This window comes from Photorhabdus sp. RM96S (assembly GCF_042879335.1).
In the GTDB taxonomy this organism is placed as follows: Bacteria; Pseudomonadota; Gammaproteobacteria; order Enterobacterales; family Enterobacteriaceae; genus Photorhabdus; species Photorhabdus kayaii.
Genome location: NZ_JBHFKT010000026.1, coordinates 17925 through 37346 on the forward strand (window position 1 = coordinate 17925; position 19422 = coordinate 37346).

General features: G+C 40.8%; 16 protein-coding genes and 1 pseudogene. 7 read left to right on the top strand and 10 right to left on the bottom strand.

The features are described 5' to 3' along the window. Positions 1–4: 4 nt before the first annotated feature. Positions 5–943 (bottom strand): pseudouridine-5'-phosphate glycosidase, encoded by a 939-nt coding sequence (locus tag ACGF49_RS15975; protein WP_387491831.1) that lies wholly within the window; start codon positions 941–943, stop codon positions 5–7. After that, positions 940–2031, bottom strand: coding sequence for a PfkB family carbohydrate kinase (locus ACGF49_RS15980; protein WP_113043557.1), 1092 nt, complete (start codon positions 2029–2031; stop codon positions 940–942). The genes ACGF49_RS15975 and ACGF49_RS15980 overlap by 4 nt, the downstream gene beginning before the upstream one ends. 813 nt (positions 2032–2844) lie before the next feature. Between ACGF49_RS15980 and ACGF49_RS15985 the strand changes: the two genes are divergently transcribed. Together ACGF49_RS15985 and ACGF49_RS15990 are read left to right on the top strand one after the other, a co-directional pair. Then, positions 2845–3021, top strand: coding sequence for a type II toxin-antitoxin system HicA family toxin (locus ACGF49_RS15985; protein ID WP_036778089.1), 177 nt, complete (start codon positions 2845–2847; stop codon positions 3019–3021). Between the two features lie 51 nt (positions 3022–3072). Next, complete coding sequence (locus ACGF49_RS15990; RefSeq protein ID WP_113043556.1) at positions 3073–3480, top strand: type II toxin-antitoxin system HicB family antitoxin; 408 nt, start codon at positions 3073–3075, stop codon at positions 3478–3480. A gap of 503 nt (positions 3481–3983) precedes the next feature. Here ACGF49_RS15990 and ACGF49_RS15995 read toward each other — a convergent pair. The 3 genes from ACGF49_RS15995 to dnaB form a co-directional block, all read right to left on the bottom strand. Then, positions 3984–5183 carry an amino acid aminotransferase gene (locus tag ACGF49_RS15995; RefSeq protein WP_262978499.1) on the bottom strand — a complete coding sequence of 400 codons (1200 nt, stop codon included), beginning with the start codon at positions 5181–5183 and terminating at the stop codon, positions 3984–3986. Between the two features lie 178 nt (positions 5184–5361). Then, a complete protein-coding gene (alr, locus tag ACGF49_RS16000; protein ID WP_387491836.1) occupies positions 5362–6441 on the bottom strand; it encodes an alanine racemase in 1080 nt (359 codons plus the stop codon). A 38-nt stretch (positions 6442–6479) separates the two neighbouring features. Continuing rightward, positions 6480–7889 (bottom strand): replicative DNA helicase, encoded by a 1410-nt coding sequence (gene dnaB, locus ACGF49_RS16005; protein WP_011148449.1) that lies wholly within the window; start codon positions 7887–7889, stop codon positions 6480–6482. A gap of 170 nt (positions 7890–8059) precedes the next feature. Between dnaB and ACGF49_RS16010 the strand changes: the two genes are divergently transcribed. Next, a complete protein-coding gene (locus tag ACGF49_RS16010; protein ID WP_113043553.1) occupies positions 8060–9043 on the top strand; it encodes a quinone oxidoreductase in 984 nt (327 codons plus the stop codon). Between the two features lie 191 nt (positions 9044–9234). On the opposite strand, the gene mrcB is transcribed toward ACGF49_RS16010, so the two are convergent. Beyond that, a complete protein-coding gene (gene mrcB, locus ACGF49_RS16015) occupies positions 9235–11610 on the bottom strand; it encodes a penicillin-binding protein 1B (protein ID WP_262978497.1) in 2376 nt (791 codons plus the stop codon). Positions 11611–11988: 378 nt separating this feature from the next. Further along, the gene (locus ACGF49_RS16020) at positions 11989–12864 is read right to left on the bottom strand and encodes a LysR family transcriptional regulator (protein ID WP_387491841.1); all 876 of its coding nucleotides are present in this window, start codon (positions 12862–12864) and stop codon (positions 11989–11991) included. Positions 12865–13503: 639 nt separating this feature from the next. On the opposite strand from ACGF49_RS16020, the gene ACGF49_RS16025 reads away from it, so the two are divergent. Both ACGF49_RS16025 and ACGF49_RS16030 read left to right on the top strand, forming a co-directional pair. Next, positions 13504–13626: a hypothetical protein gene (locus ACGF49_RS16025; protein ID WP_262405168.1), complete on the top strand. Its 123-nt coding sequence runs from the start codon at positions 13504–13506 to the stop codon at positions 13624–13626. A gap of 425 nt (positions 13627–14051) precedes the next feature. Continuing rightward, the gene (locus tag ACGF49_RS16030) at positions 14052–15269 is read left to right on the top strand and encodes a serine hydrolase (protein WP_113043549.1); all 1218 of its coding nucleotides are present in this window, start codon (positions 14052–14054) and stop codon (positions 15267–15269) included. Positions 15270–15556: 287 nt separating this feature from the next. Here ACGF49_RS16030 and dusA read toward each other — a convergent pair whose 3' ends face one another. Continuing rightward, the gene (gene dusA, locus ACGF49_RS16035) at positions 15557–16594 is read right to left on the bottom strand and encodes a tRNA dihydrouridine(20/20a) synthase DusA (protein WP_191214909.1); all 1038 of its coding nucleotides are present in this window, start codon (positions 16592–16594) and stop codon (positions 15557–15559) included. Between the two features lie 488 nt (positions 16595–17082). Here dusA and ACGF49_RS16040 point away from each other — a divergent pair. Together ACGF49_RS16040 and ACGF49_RS16045 are read left to right on the top strand one after the other, a co-directional pair. Then, a pseudogene (locus ACGF49_RS16040) lies at positions 17083–17536 on the top strand (type II toxin-antitoxin system RelE/ParE family toxin). 1 nt (position 17537) lies between these two features. Then, positions 17538–17693, top strand: coding sequence for a hypothetical protein (locus ACGF49_RS16045; RefSeq protein WP_228902091.1), 156 nt, complete (start codon positions 17538–17540; stop codon positions 17691–17693). Positions 17694–17824: 131 nt separating this feature from the next. On the opposite strand, the gene ACGF49_RS16050 is transcribed toward ACGF49_RS16045, so the two are convergent. Continuing rightward, positions 17825–18250 (bottom strand): tail fiber assembly protein, encoded by a 426-nt coding sequence (locus ACGF49_RS16050; RefSeq protein ID WP_113043548.1) that lies wholly within the window; start codon positions 18248–18250, stop codon positions 17825–17827. A gap of 2 nt (positions 18251–18252) precedes the next feature. Continuing rightward, positions 18253–19089, bottom strand: a complete 837-nt coding sequence (locus ACGF49_RS16055) for a tail fiber protein (RefSeq protein WP_113043547.1) — start codon at positions 19087–19089, stop codon at positions 18253–18255. Positions 19090–19422 lie beyond the last annotated feature (333 nt).

The following is a 19422-nucleotide window of genomic DNA, read 5'->3' on the forward strand; positions in this document are numbered from 1 at the left end:
GATTTCACATGCCGCGTTCCCAATAACAACAAGCAATTTTCGCTGCCAGTTCAGCGTTATTAAGCACTAACTGAATATTGGAAGATAGGCTATTGCCCCCGGTTAACTCAGAAACTCTAGCTAACAAAAACGGCGTACACGCTTTTCCATTTACTCTCTGTTCTATGGATTCGCGTACTGCCTGTTCGATAGCAGCATTGATCTCCGCTTCCGGCATGGCGTATGGCTCAGGGATCGGATTAGCAACGACCAAACCGCCCTGTAATCCAGTATCCCATTTTACTGCCATCGCCTGAGCTATCTGTTCTGGAGAATCCAGACGAATATTGACGGGGAATGGGCTGGTACGACAGAAAAACGCCGGTAAAGCGTGAGTTTGATAGCCAATTAGTGGTACGCCATGAGTTTCAAGATATTCTGTTGTCAGGCCAAGATCCAAAATGGATTTAGCACCAGCACAGACTACCGCGACACTGGTTTTCGACAATTCCTGTAAATCGGCCGAAATATCAAAAGTCTGTTCCGCTCCCCGGTGCACACCACCAATACCACCGGTAGCGAAGATTCTAATCCCGGCCATTGCCGCAATAATCATGGTAGAAGCTACCGTCGTCGCGCCATTTTTTCCGGCCGCGATAACAAAGGGTAAATCACGACGACTGACTTTAGTTATCTTGTCACCTTCTCTACCCAAAAACGCTATTTCTTCATGCGACAGACCTGCTTTCATCATCCCATTGATAACAGCAATTGTTGCAGGAACAGCGCCATTTTCCCTGATTTTCTGCTCAACTTGTAGCGCAGTCTTTATATTTTGCGGGTAAGGCATTCCATGAGCAATAATGGTAGATTCCAACGCCACAACCGGTCGGTTATTCTCTAATGCCTCTGTAACTTCCGGGGAAATATCCAAATATTCATTGCTAATAGCATGATTTTTCATAATTGTAATTCCAACAGTTTTTGGACACTGCCATTTGACAGATTTGGATTATTGGTCAATTCGCAAGAGAGCGTGAGTGCGGAGCATCCTTGAGCAAAGCGAACACTTTCTGCCAGCGTCATATTTTCTAGCCAGCAGTTCACCAGCCCAGCCATCATGGCATCTCCGGCACCTGTTACATTGACAATCTTGATACTGATGGGAAGTGACCAGCCTGCCACACCATTACTTTCACTAAAGTAGACACCTTCTACGCCCATGCTGAGTACCAACCGCTGTACACCTTGATCGTGAAACCACCGCGCCACTGCCGGAACATCGGTAGGTTGGGTGATTTTCATTCCACTCAGTGCTTCCGCCTCCAGACAATTAGGTTTTAAGGTGTGGATATAGGAAAGCCAGTTTTTAATCTTAGGTGCTTTAAATGCGGATACTGTATCCACAAATACCGGTACCGTTCCGGCATTAGTCAACAGCCAAACCAAAGCTTCTTCAGATAAATTGCAATCAATAACCAGTACGCCAGCGTGCTGAATAAGATCACAATGATTCGCTAACAACGATGGCGTCAGTTTTTCCAAAATATGCATGTCATTGATGGCAACCAACATCTCACCACCGTCATCTAATAAGGAGACATATGTCGAGGTATTTTCACCATAAAACTTATAGCAATAGTTGACATTAACACCTGCGCATTTGGCCTGATCCAGTAAAGTGCTACCATAGAAATCATCGCCAACTACAGAAATAAGATGACATTCTTTACCTAATAACGCGATATTTTGAGCAATATTTCTTCCTACACCACCTGGGGTACATTTTATTTTTCCTGGGTTAGAATCTTGATAAATAAGTTTACCCGATGCATAACCGTAAACATCCATATTAATAGAACCAACTGTCACCACATAATTATGATCAGATAAAATATAACCTTTACCTTTTATATATCCCTTATTCATTAAATTCATAATATGACCAGCAACACCGGAGCGACTTATACCTAAAACATCAGCAATTTCCTGCTGTGGAATTAACGGATCTCGTCTCAGAAGTTGCAATATTTGTTTTTCCCGATTCGTCATTTTTGGACACTTGTTTGCTCTTAAACACACGTTTGTTTTATGTGTTAAAAGAAAAATAGTAAAGCGGGATTTTTTATTTTACAACTAAGTTGGGAGAGTGATCGTAAGAGTCTATGACTGGATTATCAGCCCTATTTTATGTGATAACCATCAAATTAAATCCTGTTGAAAAATCTTTTTTCTTTCATATTAATAATCAACCGATGTTTTATGCTAGAAATAAATTCAACAAAACAAAGCACTAAGTAAACCCTTATCGAAAGCTAACAAATGTTTGGATATACCTTGAAATGGTGAAAATTATTTTTCACCATCTGAAACATGTTTCATGAAAAATTGATCTGTTTCACATTAAAAAACATACTTCATAGCCGAAAATATCCACGAACAAATTATATATACCCTATGGATTTCAAGATGCATCGCGGCGGCAAGGGAGCGAATCCCCGGGAGCATAGATAACTATGAGACCGGGGTGAGTGAGTGCAGCCAACAAAGAGGCAACTTGAAAGATGACGGGTATATACCCTATGGATTTCAAGATGCATCGCGACGGCAAGGCAGTGAGTCCCCGGGAGCATAGAAAACTATGTGACCGGGGTGAGCGAGTGCAGCCAACAAAGAGGCAGCTTGAAAGATAACGGGTATACGCTGCAATTAGAATAATTCTCACGTTAGACTCCATCTTATAAAGAATAAATATAAATATTTATCACTCTATTATTCTTATAAACAAAAATGCTTATAAACATCTTGCTCATATAAACAAAAATGTTTATATTTATTTTCAAGTTAAACAAACAGGAGGAGGCAGTGAAGCAAAGCGAGTTTCGCCGGTGGCTTAAAGCTCAAGGAGCAGAATTTAAAGATGGGACTAACCACTTGAAAGTTTTCTTGAACGGTAAGCAAACCACGATGCCAAGGCACCCTAGTAAAGAAATCCCAGAACCGCTGAGGAAGTTAATATTAAAACAGCTAGGCATCAAATGACAGACCGGCCCCAAGGGGCTGGTTACTCGCATAAATTCACTGAGTAAAAATATGCGATACCCAGTAAAATTCGAACATGACGAAACAGGTTGGGCTGTGATGTTCCCAGATATCCCAGAAGCCTTAACAGGCGGAGATACCAGAGAAGAAGCATTAGCTATGGCGCGGGATGCTCTGGTTACTGCGTTCGATTTCTACTTTGAAGACCGACGCGAAATACCAACACCGTCGACTGAAGGTGAAGCTTTTGTCGAAGTACCAGCCAGTATAGCGGCTAAGGTTTTACTGCTGAATACGATGCTTCAAACAAGAACAAGCAACGCAGAACTTGCGCGGTTATTGGGAACCCGACCGCAAGAAATTCAACGTATAGTGTCATTAGGCCATAGCACTAAAATTGACACCATCGCGAATGCGTTAAATGCCTTGGGCAAACATCTGGAACTTGTTGCCATCTAAACATCAACATCAAATAATCTTAAACCTTGCTACAGCAAGGTTTAAGTAAATAACTAAATTTAAATTACAGCTTCATTACCATTTATTTAGATAACCAAGTGATTGTTTGATACCAATATTTATCTATTTCAACTTTATTATTAAAACATAACTCAATGATTGGCACACACTATTTTTTTACATCGAACCTACTATTATTAATATTATCTTCAATAGGAAATCTAATTTTTATATTACTGAACCATTTTTACCTAGGTCTCCAGAATACCCTCGCCGATAAATTCTTCCGTTTTTCTATCAAACTATACATTTCCCATAATTCACCTCATAAGAATTTTTTAATGCTACGTTCTGATCAGCCGCTGCTAATTACGCACCACATTAAATTAATATTAAGAAGAAAAATAAGCGCACCATAAATAGCGCGCTTCAAGGAGGTGTTTACTGCTATTTTACAAAATTGTCGATCATTATCATCGATAGTAAATCATTTATATTAAAATTTATGACTTATTTACCGCCGCAAATGTTTCAGCAATACGTGCAACATTATGATGGTTGACGCCCGCCATACAGACTCGACCATTACCGACCAGATAAACAGCAAATTCTTGGCGCAAGCGATCCACCTGTTTCTCGCTAAAACCGGTATAGCTGAACATCCCGCGTTGCTTCAGAAAATACTCAAAGTTTTTCTCTGGTAATGCGGTTTTCAAAGCATCCACCAGCACCGTACGCATTTCCAAAATACGCAAGCGCATATGTTCAACTTCTGTCAACCATTGTGCCTTCAAAGCAGGATCAGTCAGTACTTTAGCCACAACCTGCGCCCCAAAACTCGGTGGGCTAGAATAGACGCGACGCACACCCGCTTTCAACTGCCCCAATACCCGCTCTTTGGTCTGTTCATCATCACAAATGACAGACAAGCCACCCACGCGCTCACCATACATAGAAAATATCTTGGAGAAAGAGTTACTCACCAGACAAGGCAAACCAGCGTTCGCCATTGCACGAATAGCATAAGCATCTTTTTCCATACCATCCCCAAGCCCCTGATAAGCAATATCAAGGAATGGCAATAATTCTCTCTCTTTAACAATCTGAACAACTTGATCCCATTGCTCATAGGTTAGATCCGATCCGGTTGGGTTATGGCAACAAGGGTGCATTACAATAATGCTTTTTGCCGGCAATTTCCTGAATGTTTCCAGCATTTCATTGAATTTTACCCCTTTGGTCTTCGTATCAAAATAAGGGTAATAGTTCACCTTAATACCCGCCCCCGCGAAAATAGCCGCGTGGTTTTCCCAAGTTGGATCACTGCACCACACTTCTGAATCAGGGAAATAGCGATGCAAAAAATCAGCACCAATTTTAAGGGCGCCAGAACCGCCTAATGATTGAATCGTTGCCACCATCCTCTGTTTCAACACCGGATGATCTTTACCAAATAGCAGTTCCTGAACCGCAAGACGATAGGATTCCAATCCTTCCATTGGCAGATAAAGAGAGGCCGTTTGTGATAACGCCCTAAGTTGTTCTTCCGCGGTAGCCACCGCCTGCAATTGCGGAGTCACTCCCTGCTCATCGTAATAAAGCCCGATGCTCAGATTAATTTTTTCCGCACGAGGATCTTTTTTAAATTCTTCAGCCAGCGAAAGAATCGGATCACCAGCATAAGCATCAACATTCTGGAACATCAGGCTCTACTCCTTATCAGTCAGTTATTTAATAAACAATATACCCGTCATCTTTCAAGTTGCCTCTTTGTTGGCTGCACTCACTCACCCCGGTCACATCGTTATCTATGCTTCCGGGGATTCGCTCCCTTGCCGTCGCGATCCATCTTGAAATCCATTGGGTATATAACCTACAACATCATTCGTCCAAGTATTCCATTACCACTCTGGAGGTAAGTTTAGTCACCAGCTCATAAGTAATGATACCGGTACATTCAGCAACCCGCTCCACCGGCAGCACATCTCCCCAGAGGACCGCTTCATCACCCACTTTATCTGTCGCATCTGGCCCCAAATCAACAGAGATCATATCCATGGAAACACGGCCAGCAATCGGCACTTCACGGCCATTAATATGTATTGGCGTTCCTGAAGGCGCACTGCGCGGATAACCATCACCATAACCGATAGCCACAACGCCAAGACAAGTATCACGTTCACTGACCCAGGTCCCACCATAGCCAACCGACTCGCCAGCTTTATGCTTACGAACAGCAATTAAGCTCGACTTTAAGGTCATTGCTGGGATCAAGTTAAAATCCGTGGCCGTTTTATCAGACAATGGCGATACACCATACATCATCAGCCCAGGACGCACCCAATCTTGATGGACTTCCGGCCACAACAGGATACCTCCTGATGCATCAATAGATTTTTCTCCCGGCTTGTCAGCACAAAAAGCCTGAAAACAAGCTATCTGCTGGCGAGTTGTGTTTACTGTTGGCTCATCAGCCCGGCCAAAATGGCTGACAATATTGACGGGCTGCTGTACATTTTTACAACGACTTAGCCGTTGATAAAATTCTTCCGCATCTTCCGGCCTGACACCTAAGCGATGCATCCCGCTATCCAGTTTCATCCATACTTTTACCGGATGAGATAACTTAGCCTGTTCCAGTGCTTCCAACTGTTCAACACTGTGAACCACAGTTTCAATATGGTTAGCAACCAGTACTAGCAGGTCAGCCGCATCAAAGCATCCTTCCAGTAACAAGATCGGTTTGACGATACCACCATGACGCAACGTCAATGCTTCACCAATTCGCGCTACACCGAAACAATCGGCGTCGTCCAGCGTATGTGCTGTCTCCAGTAAACCGTGGCCATAAGCGTTTGCTTTCACAACTGCAATCAAATTGCTTTTAGGAGCAAGCTCCCTTACCCGTTGCAAGTTATGTCGCAGAGCGCGGCGGTCAATAACTGCGGTTGCCGCTTTCATTCTATTCCTTAAATTTATTATTCTTTGGTAGTTAATACTTATTCGTCGTCATAACTTGGCCCGGCATAGTTATCAAACCGCGACCACTGACCATTAAACGTGAGGCGAACTGTACCGATTGGGCCGTTACGCTGCTTACCAAGAATGATTTCAGCCACACCTTTCATGTCGCTATTCTCATGGTAAACCTCGTCACGATAGATAAACATAATGAGGTCGGCATCCTGCTCAATAGAGCCGGATTCACGTAAGTCAGAGTTAACCGGGCGCTTATCTGCCCGCTGTTCAAGGCTACGGTTGAGCTGAGAAAGTGCAACCACCGGCACTTGAAGCTCTTTAGCCAAGGCTTTTAATGAACGGGAAATCTCCGCAATTTCCAAAGTACGATTATCGGATAAGGCCGGAACCCGCATTAATTGCAGGTAGTCGATCATGATCAGGCTCAATCCACCATTTTCGCGGAAGACGCGCCGAGCCCGGGAACGGACTTCGGTAGGTGTCAGGCCAGACGAATCATCAATATACATATTGCGTTTTTCCAGCAATATCCCCATCGTACTGGAGATCCGCGCCCAATCTTCATCATCAAGCTGACCAGTTCGGATACGGGTTTGATCCACCCGTGAAAGGGATGCCAGCATACGCATCATGATCTGGTTGCCGGGCATCTCAAGACTAAAAATCAAAACCGGCTTGTCCTGCATCATGGCTGCGTTTTCACACAAGTTCATGGCAAAAGTGGTTTTACCCATCGAAGGACGCGCAGCCACAATGATCAAGTCTGATTTTTGTAAGCCTGCGGTTTTCTTATCCAGATCCTGATAACCGGTTGAAACACCGGTTACACCATCATGAGGGCGTTGATAGAGTTGCTCAATCCGCTCGACGGTTTCTTCAAGGATCTGTTCTATTCCTTTCGGCCCTTCATCTTTACTGGCACGATTTTCAGCGATCTGGAACACCCGCGATTCGGCTAGATCCAATAATTCTTCACTGCTCCTGCCTTGAGGATCATAACCCGCATCGGCAATTTCGTTTGCAACGGCGATCATCTCGCGGACAACAGCACGTTCACGGACAATATCCGCATAAGCATTAATGTTAGCCGCGCTTGGCGTATTTTTAGATAATTCGGCCAGATAAGCAAAACCCCCTACATTATTCAGCTCCCCACTCTGCTCAAGGGATTCCGATAATGTAATCAGGTCGATTGGGTTGCCCATCTCCAGCAACCGCTGCATTTCAGCAAAAATGCGCCGATGTGGACGGCTGAAAAAATCATTGCTAGTAACACGTTCGGAAACATTATCCCAACGTTCGTTATCTAACATTAAACCACCTAACACAGACTGCTCTGCTTCCAAAGAGTGTGGCGGAAGTTTCAGCCCTTCCATTTGGCGATCTTTTGGTTCAGCCATTTTGTTGTGAGTTGATTTTTTTCCCGCCATGAATCCCGCAATAATCTACTGATAAATCTGCAACAGCACATGAGTATACGCTATGAAGTGCCTTGAGTAATTACATATAGTTTGTAATTATTTCTAGCACACTAAAGCCTGTTCACAATGAGTTCAACTACTACGTGCACACATTTCCCTTACATTGATGAGGTTGAGTCATGGCAAAACATATCAAATTTTCCTCTATTGGCGGCCCCGAGGTCCTGCAATATTGTGAATTCACCCCCAGAGCTCCTGCTGACGATGAAGTACAAGTAGAAAATAGAGCGATTGGAATCAATTACATCGACACTTATATTCGTAGCGGGCTATACCCACCGGCACAATTACCAAGCGGCCTAGGCACTGAGGCCTCGGGCGTAGTGACCAAAGTAGGTTCCGCTGTGACTACCATAAAAGTGGGTGACCGTGTAGTTTATGCGCAATCAACTTTAGGCGCTTACAGTGAAGTGCACAATGTCGCGGAAAACAAAGTCGCTGTTCTGCCGGATACCATCTCCTTCGAACAAGCTGCTGCTTCTTTCCTAAAAGGGCTGACAGTCTACTATCTTCTACGCCGTACCTACAAAATCCAGTCAGGCGAACCCTTTTTATTTCATGCCGCCGCGGGTGGCGTTGGGCTAATTGCCTGCCAATGGGCAAAAGCTTTGGGTGCAAAACTGATTGGAACAGTCGGCTCTGATGAGAAAGCACAACGCGCTAAAGATGCCGGTGCATGGCAGGTTATTAACTATAACCGTGAAAATATTGTCGAACGAATTTATGAAATCACCAACGGTGAAAAAGTCGGTGTAGTTTATGATTCTGTTGGTAAATCGACCTGGCTGAACTCGCTGGATTGTCTGAAACGCCACGGGTTAATGGTTAGCTTTGGCAATGCATCCGGGCCAGTTACCGGTGTCGATTTGGGGATTTTAAATCAGAAAGGCTCACTGTTCGTTACCCGCCCTTCTATCGCTGGCTATATTTCAACACGCGAAGAGTTGGATGAGGCGAGCAAAGAATTATTTGATCTGATTGCCAGCGGCAAAATTAATGTGGATGTACCAGAAAATCAAAGGTTCCCGCTAAGTGAAGCGACAAGGGCACATCAGATTCTGGAAAGTCGGGCAACGCAAGGATCAAGTTTACTGATCCCTTAACGGTAAGATGAGCGGGTTATTAACCAAACCAACAAGTCTAATACCTCATTATGCCGCTATTGCCTGCACGAATAACCTTAGACCGGGGGGCAATGCTGGCTGAATATATGAAAGATAAAACAATACCCCTCTTGGTAGGGGTATCACATCTCAGACAATCCACCAACAACATATTTGAAATAAAAATCAAACTAAAAAAGAGCATCTAAACTTTCATCAGAGTAAGGTTTTTTTAATGAAACAGGAAGAAATTGTGGTGGTGTATTACAAATCGTATTGAGCTCATTGCCCCAGATAGGCATTTCGCGTGCTTCCCCGCCAACCATGCTATCCCCTGAAAGGTTTTCTTTACAATAAATATCACCTTGAGCATCAACCCCAACCATATATATATCGTTTGGTTTAACAGGCTCTAGCTTACCCACTCCATTAATTTCAAAAAATGCTTTAGTAAGAAATAAAGAACCGCTAGCTCCCCATAATTTAGTCGGCTCATTATTATCCCTTCCAATCCAAGAAAGCACTACTTTTTCTCCGTCAATACCAGTAAACCAACTATCGCGCAAGCCACTGGAAGATCCCGTTTTCCCTGCAAGAGCATATTTTCTAAATCCAACCCCTAATCTTTTTGATGTGCCTGAGCGAACAGACTCCTGCATAGCATAAAGCGTGAGCCAGGCAGCTTCTTCTGGAACGACTTGTTCTGGAGTCTCGGTTCTATGGTAAATTTCTTTCCCATATCTGTCTTGAATTGAAATTAATGTGTAAACACCCGTATGCTTTCCAAGATTAGATATCGTCTGAATTCCTTCAACAAGTTCTACTGGCGCCATATCAAGTGTGCCTAACAGCATAGATGGAACCATTACTATCCTATCAGAAGGAATTCCTATTGATTTTAGTGTTTCTGCGACATTATCAATTCCTACAGACATCCCCAAATTTACTGTAGCTACATTAATAGAATGAGCAAGAGCATCCAAAAGCATTACTCTCCCTCTGTACGTTCTTGTAGGATTTTTTGGTGACCACGAGTTTTTTTCACCAATATCTATACTGAGAGGTTCATCCTCAATCCAAGTATTTAAATTAAAACGGTAAGGAGAAATTAGCGCAGAAAGGTAGACTGCCGGCTTAATCAGTGAACCGACTTGTCTTTTAGTATCTAAAGCTCTGTTGAACCCGTTATAGTCTACATTTCTATCTCCCACAACAGCCAATAATTCCCCCGACTTTCTATCAACAACTAAAATTGCAGATTGCAAATCTTTTAAACCTGTTTTCTTATCTAACATTGGCATGGTTTTTTTTACTGCATTTTCTGCATCTTCTTGTGACACAGGCTCAAAAGTGGAAAACACTCTTGCTCCGGATAAATCATTGAGGGCAATATTTTTATTATTCCTAATCTCTTTTTTTAACATGCTAATGAAAGAAGGATGTTTAGTGAAAACGGAACCTTTTTCCTGAACATTGAGACCTTCTTTCATTGAAGATAAGTAATCATCTTTGTTAATCACTCCACTTTCTGCTGACAACTTTAAAACGAGATTACGCCTTTCCATAGCTACTGTCGGTTTAGTCCACGGGTTATACAATGAAGCTCCTTTGGCCATCCCTATTAATAATGCTTGCTGCTCTAAAGATATTTCATTGATTGGCCTACCAAAGTAATAAACGCTAGCAAGTGGAAACCCATAAATCCCGAACGAACCGTTCTGTCCCAGATAAATTTCATTCAGATAAAGCTCAAGAATTTTATTCTTGTTAAACTTAAACTCCAAGACCAAAGACATAATAGCCTCACTCAACTTACGGCTAATTGTCCTATCCCGGGACAAGAACATATTTTTCACAACTTGCTGTGTTATCGTACTGCCGCCCTGAATTCTCTTTCCAGCTTTGATGTTTTTGTACAAGGCTCTGGCTATAGAATAAGGATTAAGACCATGGTGATTATAAAACTCTCGATCCTCTGTGGAAATCAACATATTAATCATATCATTAGGGAAGTTTTTCAATGGCATAAATATCCGTTGCTCATCACCGGGTGAATATATAACTTCCACTAACCTAGGTTCAACGAGGATGTTATTAACAGCCAATCCTAGATCTAAATTCATTATCTTTTTAATTCCATTTTTGTCAAACTCAACTTCCACTTTAACTGACTTAGATAAATGGTCTGGATAGGAGAACTCCCGTAAGTAAATAAAAACCTTATCTCCATCTTCATGAAAATCACCAGGACTTTTTATCGAGTCAACCTGATGGTATCTGGCTCCATTTAATATCTTTATTACATTTTCTTTGTTTTTATACTCCCCTAGCTTTAACGTGTAAGTCTTGCCATAAACCTGAGCTGGCATATCCCAGAATCCATTATTCATTCTCTCATTTATCATGGTATCGATTCTTTCTGCCAAGTTATATATGTAGAGAGATGCAAAACAAAACACTACAAATAAAACGGCTAATATAATCTTAAAAAGGAAACTTACTTTTCTCTTTTTATTTTTTTTCTTCTTTCTTCTTCCTAAAGGTTCAGTTACATTAATTTCTTTCATATAAACCAACTCGTAATGTATACTCAAAGGCAACTTCAATGTTACGTCTTAATACTCTCGGTTACTGCATATCAATCCACTTGAGGAAATCATTAATCGCTAAAGCATAGCTTTAATATTATTTTAAAGATAATAACCAATTACACTCTAATAAGATAAAACTCAATGTTAAAAATTTTCATAATGCGCAGGTTTCAGCATTCAACGAATAAGATGGAACAGGTTACCTAATACAATCACTATTAATCAATCTTGTTATTAATATAACTAAAATAAATCGTATTTATACCCGTCATCTTTCAAGCTGCCTCTCCACGAAAAAAATATTTTCAACAACGAAATGACTATATAAAGCCTGTAGCATTCACACCAAAATGCTCATGACAAAAAACCAGGTGTTTGACATATCTTCACTATAATAGATTTTAACTCATGCAGAACTTTATCATGTTTGCTCCCTACTCTTGTGCCTATTTCGAGTTCATAGGGTGGCATGCTAACGGGGCATGGGAATATTTGCAGCGATGTGTTCTTCTCCATTGCTCGTGCTGCATGTGATGGCACCGTAGTGATTAAATCAGTCTCAATCAGCAAAAATGGCACTGCCGCAAAATGTGTGGTAGAAACCTTGACACTACGTTTATAGCCAACAGCATTTAATGCTTCATCTACAACACCTACGAACCCACCTGAGGAAACTAATAAATGAGGGCGTTGTGCGTAATCAGCCACCGTCACCGGCACCAAAGTATTTTTGTCGGCTATGCACAAGTAATTCCCCTCTCCTAAACGGTGACTTTTAATTAAGTGAGATGATAAACCACCAGCGGTGATAGCAAGGTCAATTTGATGACGCATCAACATATCCTGAGCCAAGCCACTATGAGTTTGTCGAAAAATAATATGCAAACCAGGAAGATACTCGTCAACTTCTTTCAGTATTTTTTGTCCTAAAGCAATTTCACTGTCATCTGATAAACCTACAGTCACCGTACGGCCCTTTATCTCTTTTCCAGCAGTGGTTAAAGCTAGTGCCTGTCGGCATTGCGTCAGTGCCTCTTCAACGAGAGGAGCTAACTCATTAGCTCGAACTGTAGGACGTAGCCCGCGTCCCGTCCGTTCGAACAGCGGGTCAGAGTATATGCGTCTTAAACGCCCAAGGGCTGCGCTTACGGCTGGTTGCGTTAATCCGAGCCGAATAGCAGCACGACTCGCCCCACCTTCCTCGATCAAAGCCTCAAATACCCTGAGCAAATTGAGGTCAATACTCTCAATATCAATACAATTCATAACAGATAGCCATTTTCAAATATTGATTGATATTAGACGTATCTATACTATTACACAATCAGAAACATCTTGAGAAGAAAGAAACACCTATGAGCAAAACGTCAAAAGGCGCTAGCCGCGTTATCCAGACGAACAAAAGCATCACACGATAGCAAAATCCCTATATTTTCTTGAAAAACAAGTCATATGGACAAAAACATTATGAAATATATCGTTATTCTATTTATATTCAGATCATGTCCAGTTAACGCGATGAAGCAGTATACTTTAAACTGTCAAGGCCGTAGTGAAATGACTATCATGCATACAAACTATAGGATAACGACTTTGAAGTGGGATGATGATTTTATTGTATCACCATCCCCCACCAAACTATTTAACAAGAACAGAAAGAAACTTGTATATCAGTTTATGAATGGAGATATGATGATTGTAGATTATGAAAGTGAAAAACATTATTTTATTTACAATAAAAAAAAGCGGTTGAATGTCACAAAGGGCCAGATAAAAACGTTTTCCCTGTTATTTTAGGTATATACCCTATGGATTTCAAGATGGATCGCGACGGCAAGGAAGTGAATCCCCGGGAGCATAGATAACGATGTGACCGGGGTGAGCGAGTGCAGCCAACAAAGAGGCAACTTGAAAGATGACGGGTATAACACATTAGTTTTTACTAAAACGTATATATTCAGGATGGGAATATGTTTAAATTATCCAGATTAGCATTTATAACGATGCTATCATTATTACTCACCAACTGTAACAATCACAACAACATAATTAACGGAAAATCATATTCCTTACAAGGCGAATGCAGGAAGAATACAGTGATGATTTCGAAAATAAGTTACTGGTGCTTTATGACGATAATATCATATACTTTAATCTAAATAGCAGTTCGATAAAATAAAGCCACTTAGATAAATAGAATTTATGATTATTTGATCATTTTTGGCGTAAAGGAAGAACAAGTGAAAACAATTTATTTTTATAAGTCATATCCGGCAGTTTTTGGCTATGAGGAATAAACCAGGAAATGGAATAGACGTGCCGTGTTTGAATTTCGAGAGTTTCAGAACTAAACGTTTTCTAAAGTTCAAATAAAATAAATTGACTTAATAATTTTATAATAGACATTTGGTTTTTTTATGAAAGATATCACCTTTTTTACATGGAAAGTCCAGTTTGCGGCTACATTTTTACTGTTTCTCCATGCTCCATTAATTCAAGCTGAAGAAGCTCTAGCTACTCCACAAGTGGACTCACAAGCTTGGATCTTAATGGACTACAACAGTGGAAAAGTTTTGGCAGAAGGTAATGCGGATGAAAAGATAGATCCGGCGAGCCTAACTAAACTCATGACCAGTTATATTGTAGGACAAGCGATTAAGTTAGGTACGATTCATCTGACCGATACTGTAACCATTGATAAAAATGCTTGGGCTACAGGCAATCCTGTTCTACGCGGGTCTTCTGTCATGTTTCTTAAACCTGGAGATAGGGTTTCAGTGGAAGACCTTAACAAAGGGATTGTTATTCAATCCGGTAATGACGCCTGTGTTGCATTAGCTGATTATATAGCTGGCAGTCAGGGCGCGTTCATAAGTCTTATGAACAGCTATGGACAAAAAATGGAGCTCAACAATACAACATTTAAAACAGTGCATGGTTTAGATGCTCCTGGGCAATTTAGTACAGCACGAGACATGGCATTGTTAGCTCGTTCCCTCATTCATGATGTCCCGGATGAATATGCAATTCATAAAGAGAAAGAGTTCACATTTAATAAGATTCGTCAATACAATCGTAACCGGTTGTTATGGAACAGCAACCTCAATATAGATGGCATGAAAACCGGAACTACCTCTGGCGCCGGTTATAACTTAGTTGCATCAGCAACCTTAGGTGATATGCGCTTAATTTCTGTTATTCTAGGAGCAAAGACGGATTTTGCTCGTTTCCAGGAATCAGAAAAACTTCTGACATGGGGATTTCGCTTCTTTGAAACAGTGACACCTATTAAATCTGAAGATACTTTTATCACTCAACGTATATGGTTTGGAAATAAAAAAGAAGTCAAACTCAATGCAGGTAAACAAAATTCGATTACCATACCTCGTGACCAACTTAAAAAATTAAAAACCAGCTATATTCTTAATGTTCCTCAGATTACTGCCCCAATAAAGAAAGACCAAGTAGTCGGCACCATAATTTTTAAGATTGGCAGTAAGACCATCGAGGAAAGACCACTTATTGTAATGGAAACGATTGAAGAAGGTGGATTCATTAGCCGTATGTGGGATTTCGTCTTGATAAAAATATATCAATGGTCTGGCATTTGCTTTTCTTGCTCCATAAATAGCTAATGTGTGGTAGATTCACATAATAATACAACGAAAAAAATAATTGGTATCTTAGCTAACCTAAAAATAGATTAAAGCACGGCAAAAAATCACGCAGTATCCATAAATATTTTAGTGCTCAATTCTCATATATAACTATACCCGTCATCTTTCAAGTTGCCTCTTTGTTGGCTGCACTCACTCACCCCGGTCACATAGTTATCTATGCTCCCGGAGATTCGCTCCCTTGCCGCCGCGATCCATCTTGAAATCCATAGGGTATATACCTGTAACCGTAAAATGAGCGGATATTACATCCGCTCAGTCACCATAGCTAACGCCTGCTCCACAACAGAAATATCTGCGCCCGGTTTATGTGCATTCTCACTAAGATGACGACGCCACTGGCGTGCTCCCGGAATCCCTTGAAAAATACCTAAAATATGACGGGTAATATGCCCTAAATATGTTCCTTTTGATAGTTCCTGCTCTATATAAGGATAAAGTGCTTTGACCACCGCAACGATATCAACTACCGGCATTGAAGCATCAAATAATTCATGATCAACCTGTGCCAGAATAGACGGGTTCTGATAAGCCTCACGCCCAATCATAATGCCATCTACATGTTGTAAATGCTGTTTCGCTTCTTCCAGCGATTTAATACCGCCATTAATAGCAATCGTTAATTGAGGGAAATCCTTTTTCAATTGATAAACTCGTGGGTAATCCAGCGGTGGAATCTCACGGTTCTCTTTTGGGCTCAAGCCAGAAAGCCAAGCTTTACGGGCATGAATGGTAAATATATTGCAGCCACTGCGTTGCACAACAACATCAATAAAATCACATAGGAATTGGTAACTGTCCTGTTCATCAATACCGATACGGGTTTTAACTGTCACTGGCACATTTACCACATCCTGCATGGCTTTAACGCAATCAGCGACCAGTTCAGCTTCCCCCATCAGACAAGCACCAAAACGACCATTTTGCACCCGATCAGAGGGACAACCGACGTTTAGATTAATTTCATCATAGCCACGTTCCTGAGCAATCTTCGCACAATGCGCCAACGCCTGCGGATCACTGCCACCCAGTTGTAATGCTATCGGATGTTCTTGTTCGCTGTATGCCAGATAATCGCCTTTACCATGAATAATCGCCCCGGTCGTCACCATTTCGGTATATAACAGCGTTTGCTGACTTAATAAACGATGGAAATAACGGCAGTGACGATCTGTCCAGTCTAACATGGGAGCTACAGAGAAACGGTTAGGACTATATTTGACCGTTTCTTTATCTTTCTCGCTGAATTTAAACGTTTTTTCAATTTCTTTACTTTGATGCATTGCTATACTTTTAGATTATTTTGACATTCTCAATACCCCATAAATAGAGGGATATAAAGCAGAGAATGATATTAAATTATGGCCTACTATAACATAGAGAAACGTCCCCGTACTGATGACACTATTAGGTATCGTTGACAATTGACGTAAGAAGTATCGCAGGTGATTTAAGATAGAACCGTACAATTTGCTATCAAGAATCTTTTGGGGAAAGCCCACCCAGAGTACGTTTACTACTTTAGTATAATTATTTCGGCTTTAAGGGATAAACGGGACCAAAGTCCCATTCCTTTTACTGATATTGAACGTAAGTTAATAACCGCGCCACACGCTACTGCATAACGTTCCAAAGTCTTCATACTTGCGCCAAGACTTCCGAGGTTACCTGATTATTCCTATTTTCTCCCTCAATTTGACTACACATTGTCCTTCTATCTATGTTAGTTCATATCCATATAGGTATAAATCAATGCACAGAATCTCGCGTAATGAAACCTCTTTATTGGGTTGGTAGTAGTAAAAAAGCCCTCCAGTCGCTTCCCGATGATGTTCAAGACATTTTTGGTTATGCCCTACATGTTGCACAGACTGGAGGAAAACATTCGCAGGCCAAGCCATTGAAAGGATTTGGTGGTGCCGGTGTATTAGAAGTCGTAGAAGACTATACCCTATGGATTTCAAGATGCATCGCGACGGCAAGGGAGTGAATCCCCGGGAGCATAGGTAACTATGTGACCGGGGTGAACGAGTGCAGCCAACAAAGAGGCAACTTGAAAGATAACGGGTATACATTGGTGACACCTACCGGGCGGTATAACTGCTATCTATGTTCTGCATGTATTTCAGAAGAAATCATCGACAGGGATAGCAACACCTAAGCCAGATACGGATAAAATTCGTGAACGATTGAAAATCGCAGAAAACCATGCCAGAGGAACATAATATGAACCACAATATCGAAGTCAGCAGCGGTAACATTTATGCCGATCTTGGTACGGCAGATGCCGAAGAAATGCAAGTCAAAGCACTTTTTCTTGATACAACTTTCACAATAGCCCAATCTTCTGTGCTATTTTTTACCTGCCGTAGAAATACTTAAACCCGGCTCCTGTCAACAACTCTGTTTACAAAAGATAATCAACAATTAAGAATTAAGTTTAAAATCGGATATCCCCAAAAAATCAAACAAGTCAATTTTTTGGGGAGAGTAGATTGAAAAATTGCGTTTATTTATCCCTCTGGTTTTTCCGGCCAATCAATATCCATTGCCTGTGAAACATCTATCCGATTCAGTATTACCCTATATTCTTTCCATGCCAATAAAGCTATTTCCTCTTCCTCAGTCGCAATACCTAAATCAACAGCATCTTGCAATGGTGCAATTTGATTTGTTGCCTCAGCGATGAGTTGTTGTTTTTGGAGTTCAGCATATTGCCGTAATTCATCTTTCGTTGGCGGAGGAATATCTGCCCATTCCGGCAAACCGTTTTTATTTGCTACACGGTGTTTTCCTTCTGGCGCATTATTAGCAGCATATTCCTGATAAATATCATTACTGACTTCTATAATATCATCCGGCAGTGAACCAGCAGCAATATAATTTTGTTTCAATTCTACCGGATAGAAAGCATTTGTTTTTGCACTGTAATAATACATAATTAATATCCTATCGCTATCCAAAAGAATGGGCTATCCCATTTGGCATTTACCCAAGAATTTAATAAATCGAAAGATGAATTATCAATTACATTTACATAGCCAACAGATGCCCCCATAAAACCCATTTTACTTTGAATAGCATTAATATTGACGGCGTAATGCGTATTGGAAAAACTAATTGGTAATTGAATACGTTCTATATAGCCAGCATCAATGACCTTAGTACGCCCCCATTGATAGATAACGCCTGTATCTCCACATCTCCACCAACCATTAATCGCTTTACTGGCACTATTCCTATTACCTTTGGCATTAACTTCATTGTCTACTTCTTCTTTTGTGTATACCCCGATATCCACGGCATCCAGATCAATATCCGCAGACAACTCCTTACCATTCACCTGCCGGATATTAGGCACTCTGCTATTAATACTTTCACTTAACGAAGTTATCATGTCCTGGACAAGCTTTTGTGTGACTGCCAGAGTATTACTATCACCAAGTACATCTGTAAGTTGAATAACACCTTTTTGTGTTAATGAAGCACTTGGAATCTCGGTTAAAGCTTTTTGCTCTAAAGCGATATTTAATTGGGTGGTGAGCTTGTCTATATCGCCATCATCCAAAACATCATCACTACATTGTGTAGAGATAAAATTAGCCACCACCGATGATATCGTTGACGACTGACGCAAAACCTTATTTAATAAACCAATGGAAATAATATTAGGGGGAATTCCCGTATTCAATTCCTGACTTTCTTCATATTCTCCTTGAGAAACAACATTAGCATCCTGACTAATAGAAAAAGCTTTAAAGTCATTTTTATTACTCATGAGTTCTCCTTAAGGAAAAAACTTATTTTTTCATTAAATAAAACTTTGAATTAATGAAAATCAAAATATCTACTTGATCATCGTATATAATTTTTAGATCGCATTTCAATAATAGCCTTTTTCTGATAAAGAATGATGAAATATTTTTATAACTTAGAGAAATTAATTATTTTCTTATAGTTGATGCCGTTAATAGATCAATACCTGAAGCCAAATTTATACCTAAACTATTCATTTACATTCAGCATCCGAAAGTCCCTCTATTTGAACCATTCCCCAAAAATTCAGGTAAGCAGAGAAAATAAGCCACCATGTTTTAATCTGAGTTTTGTG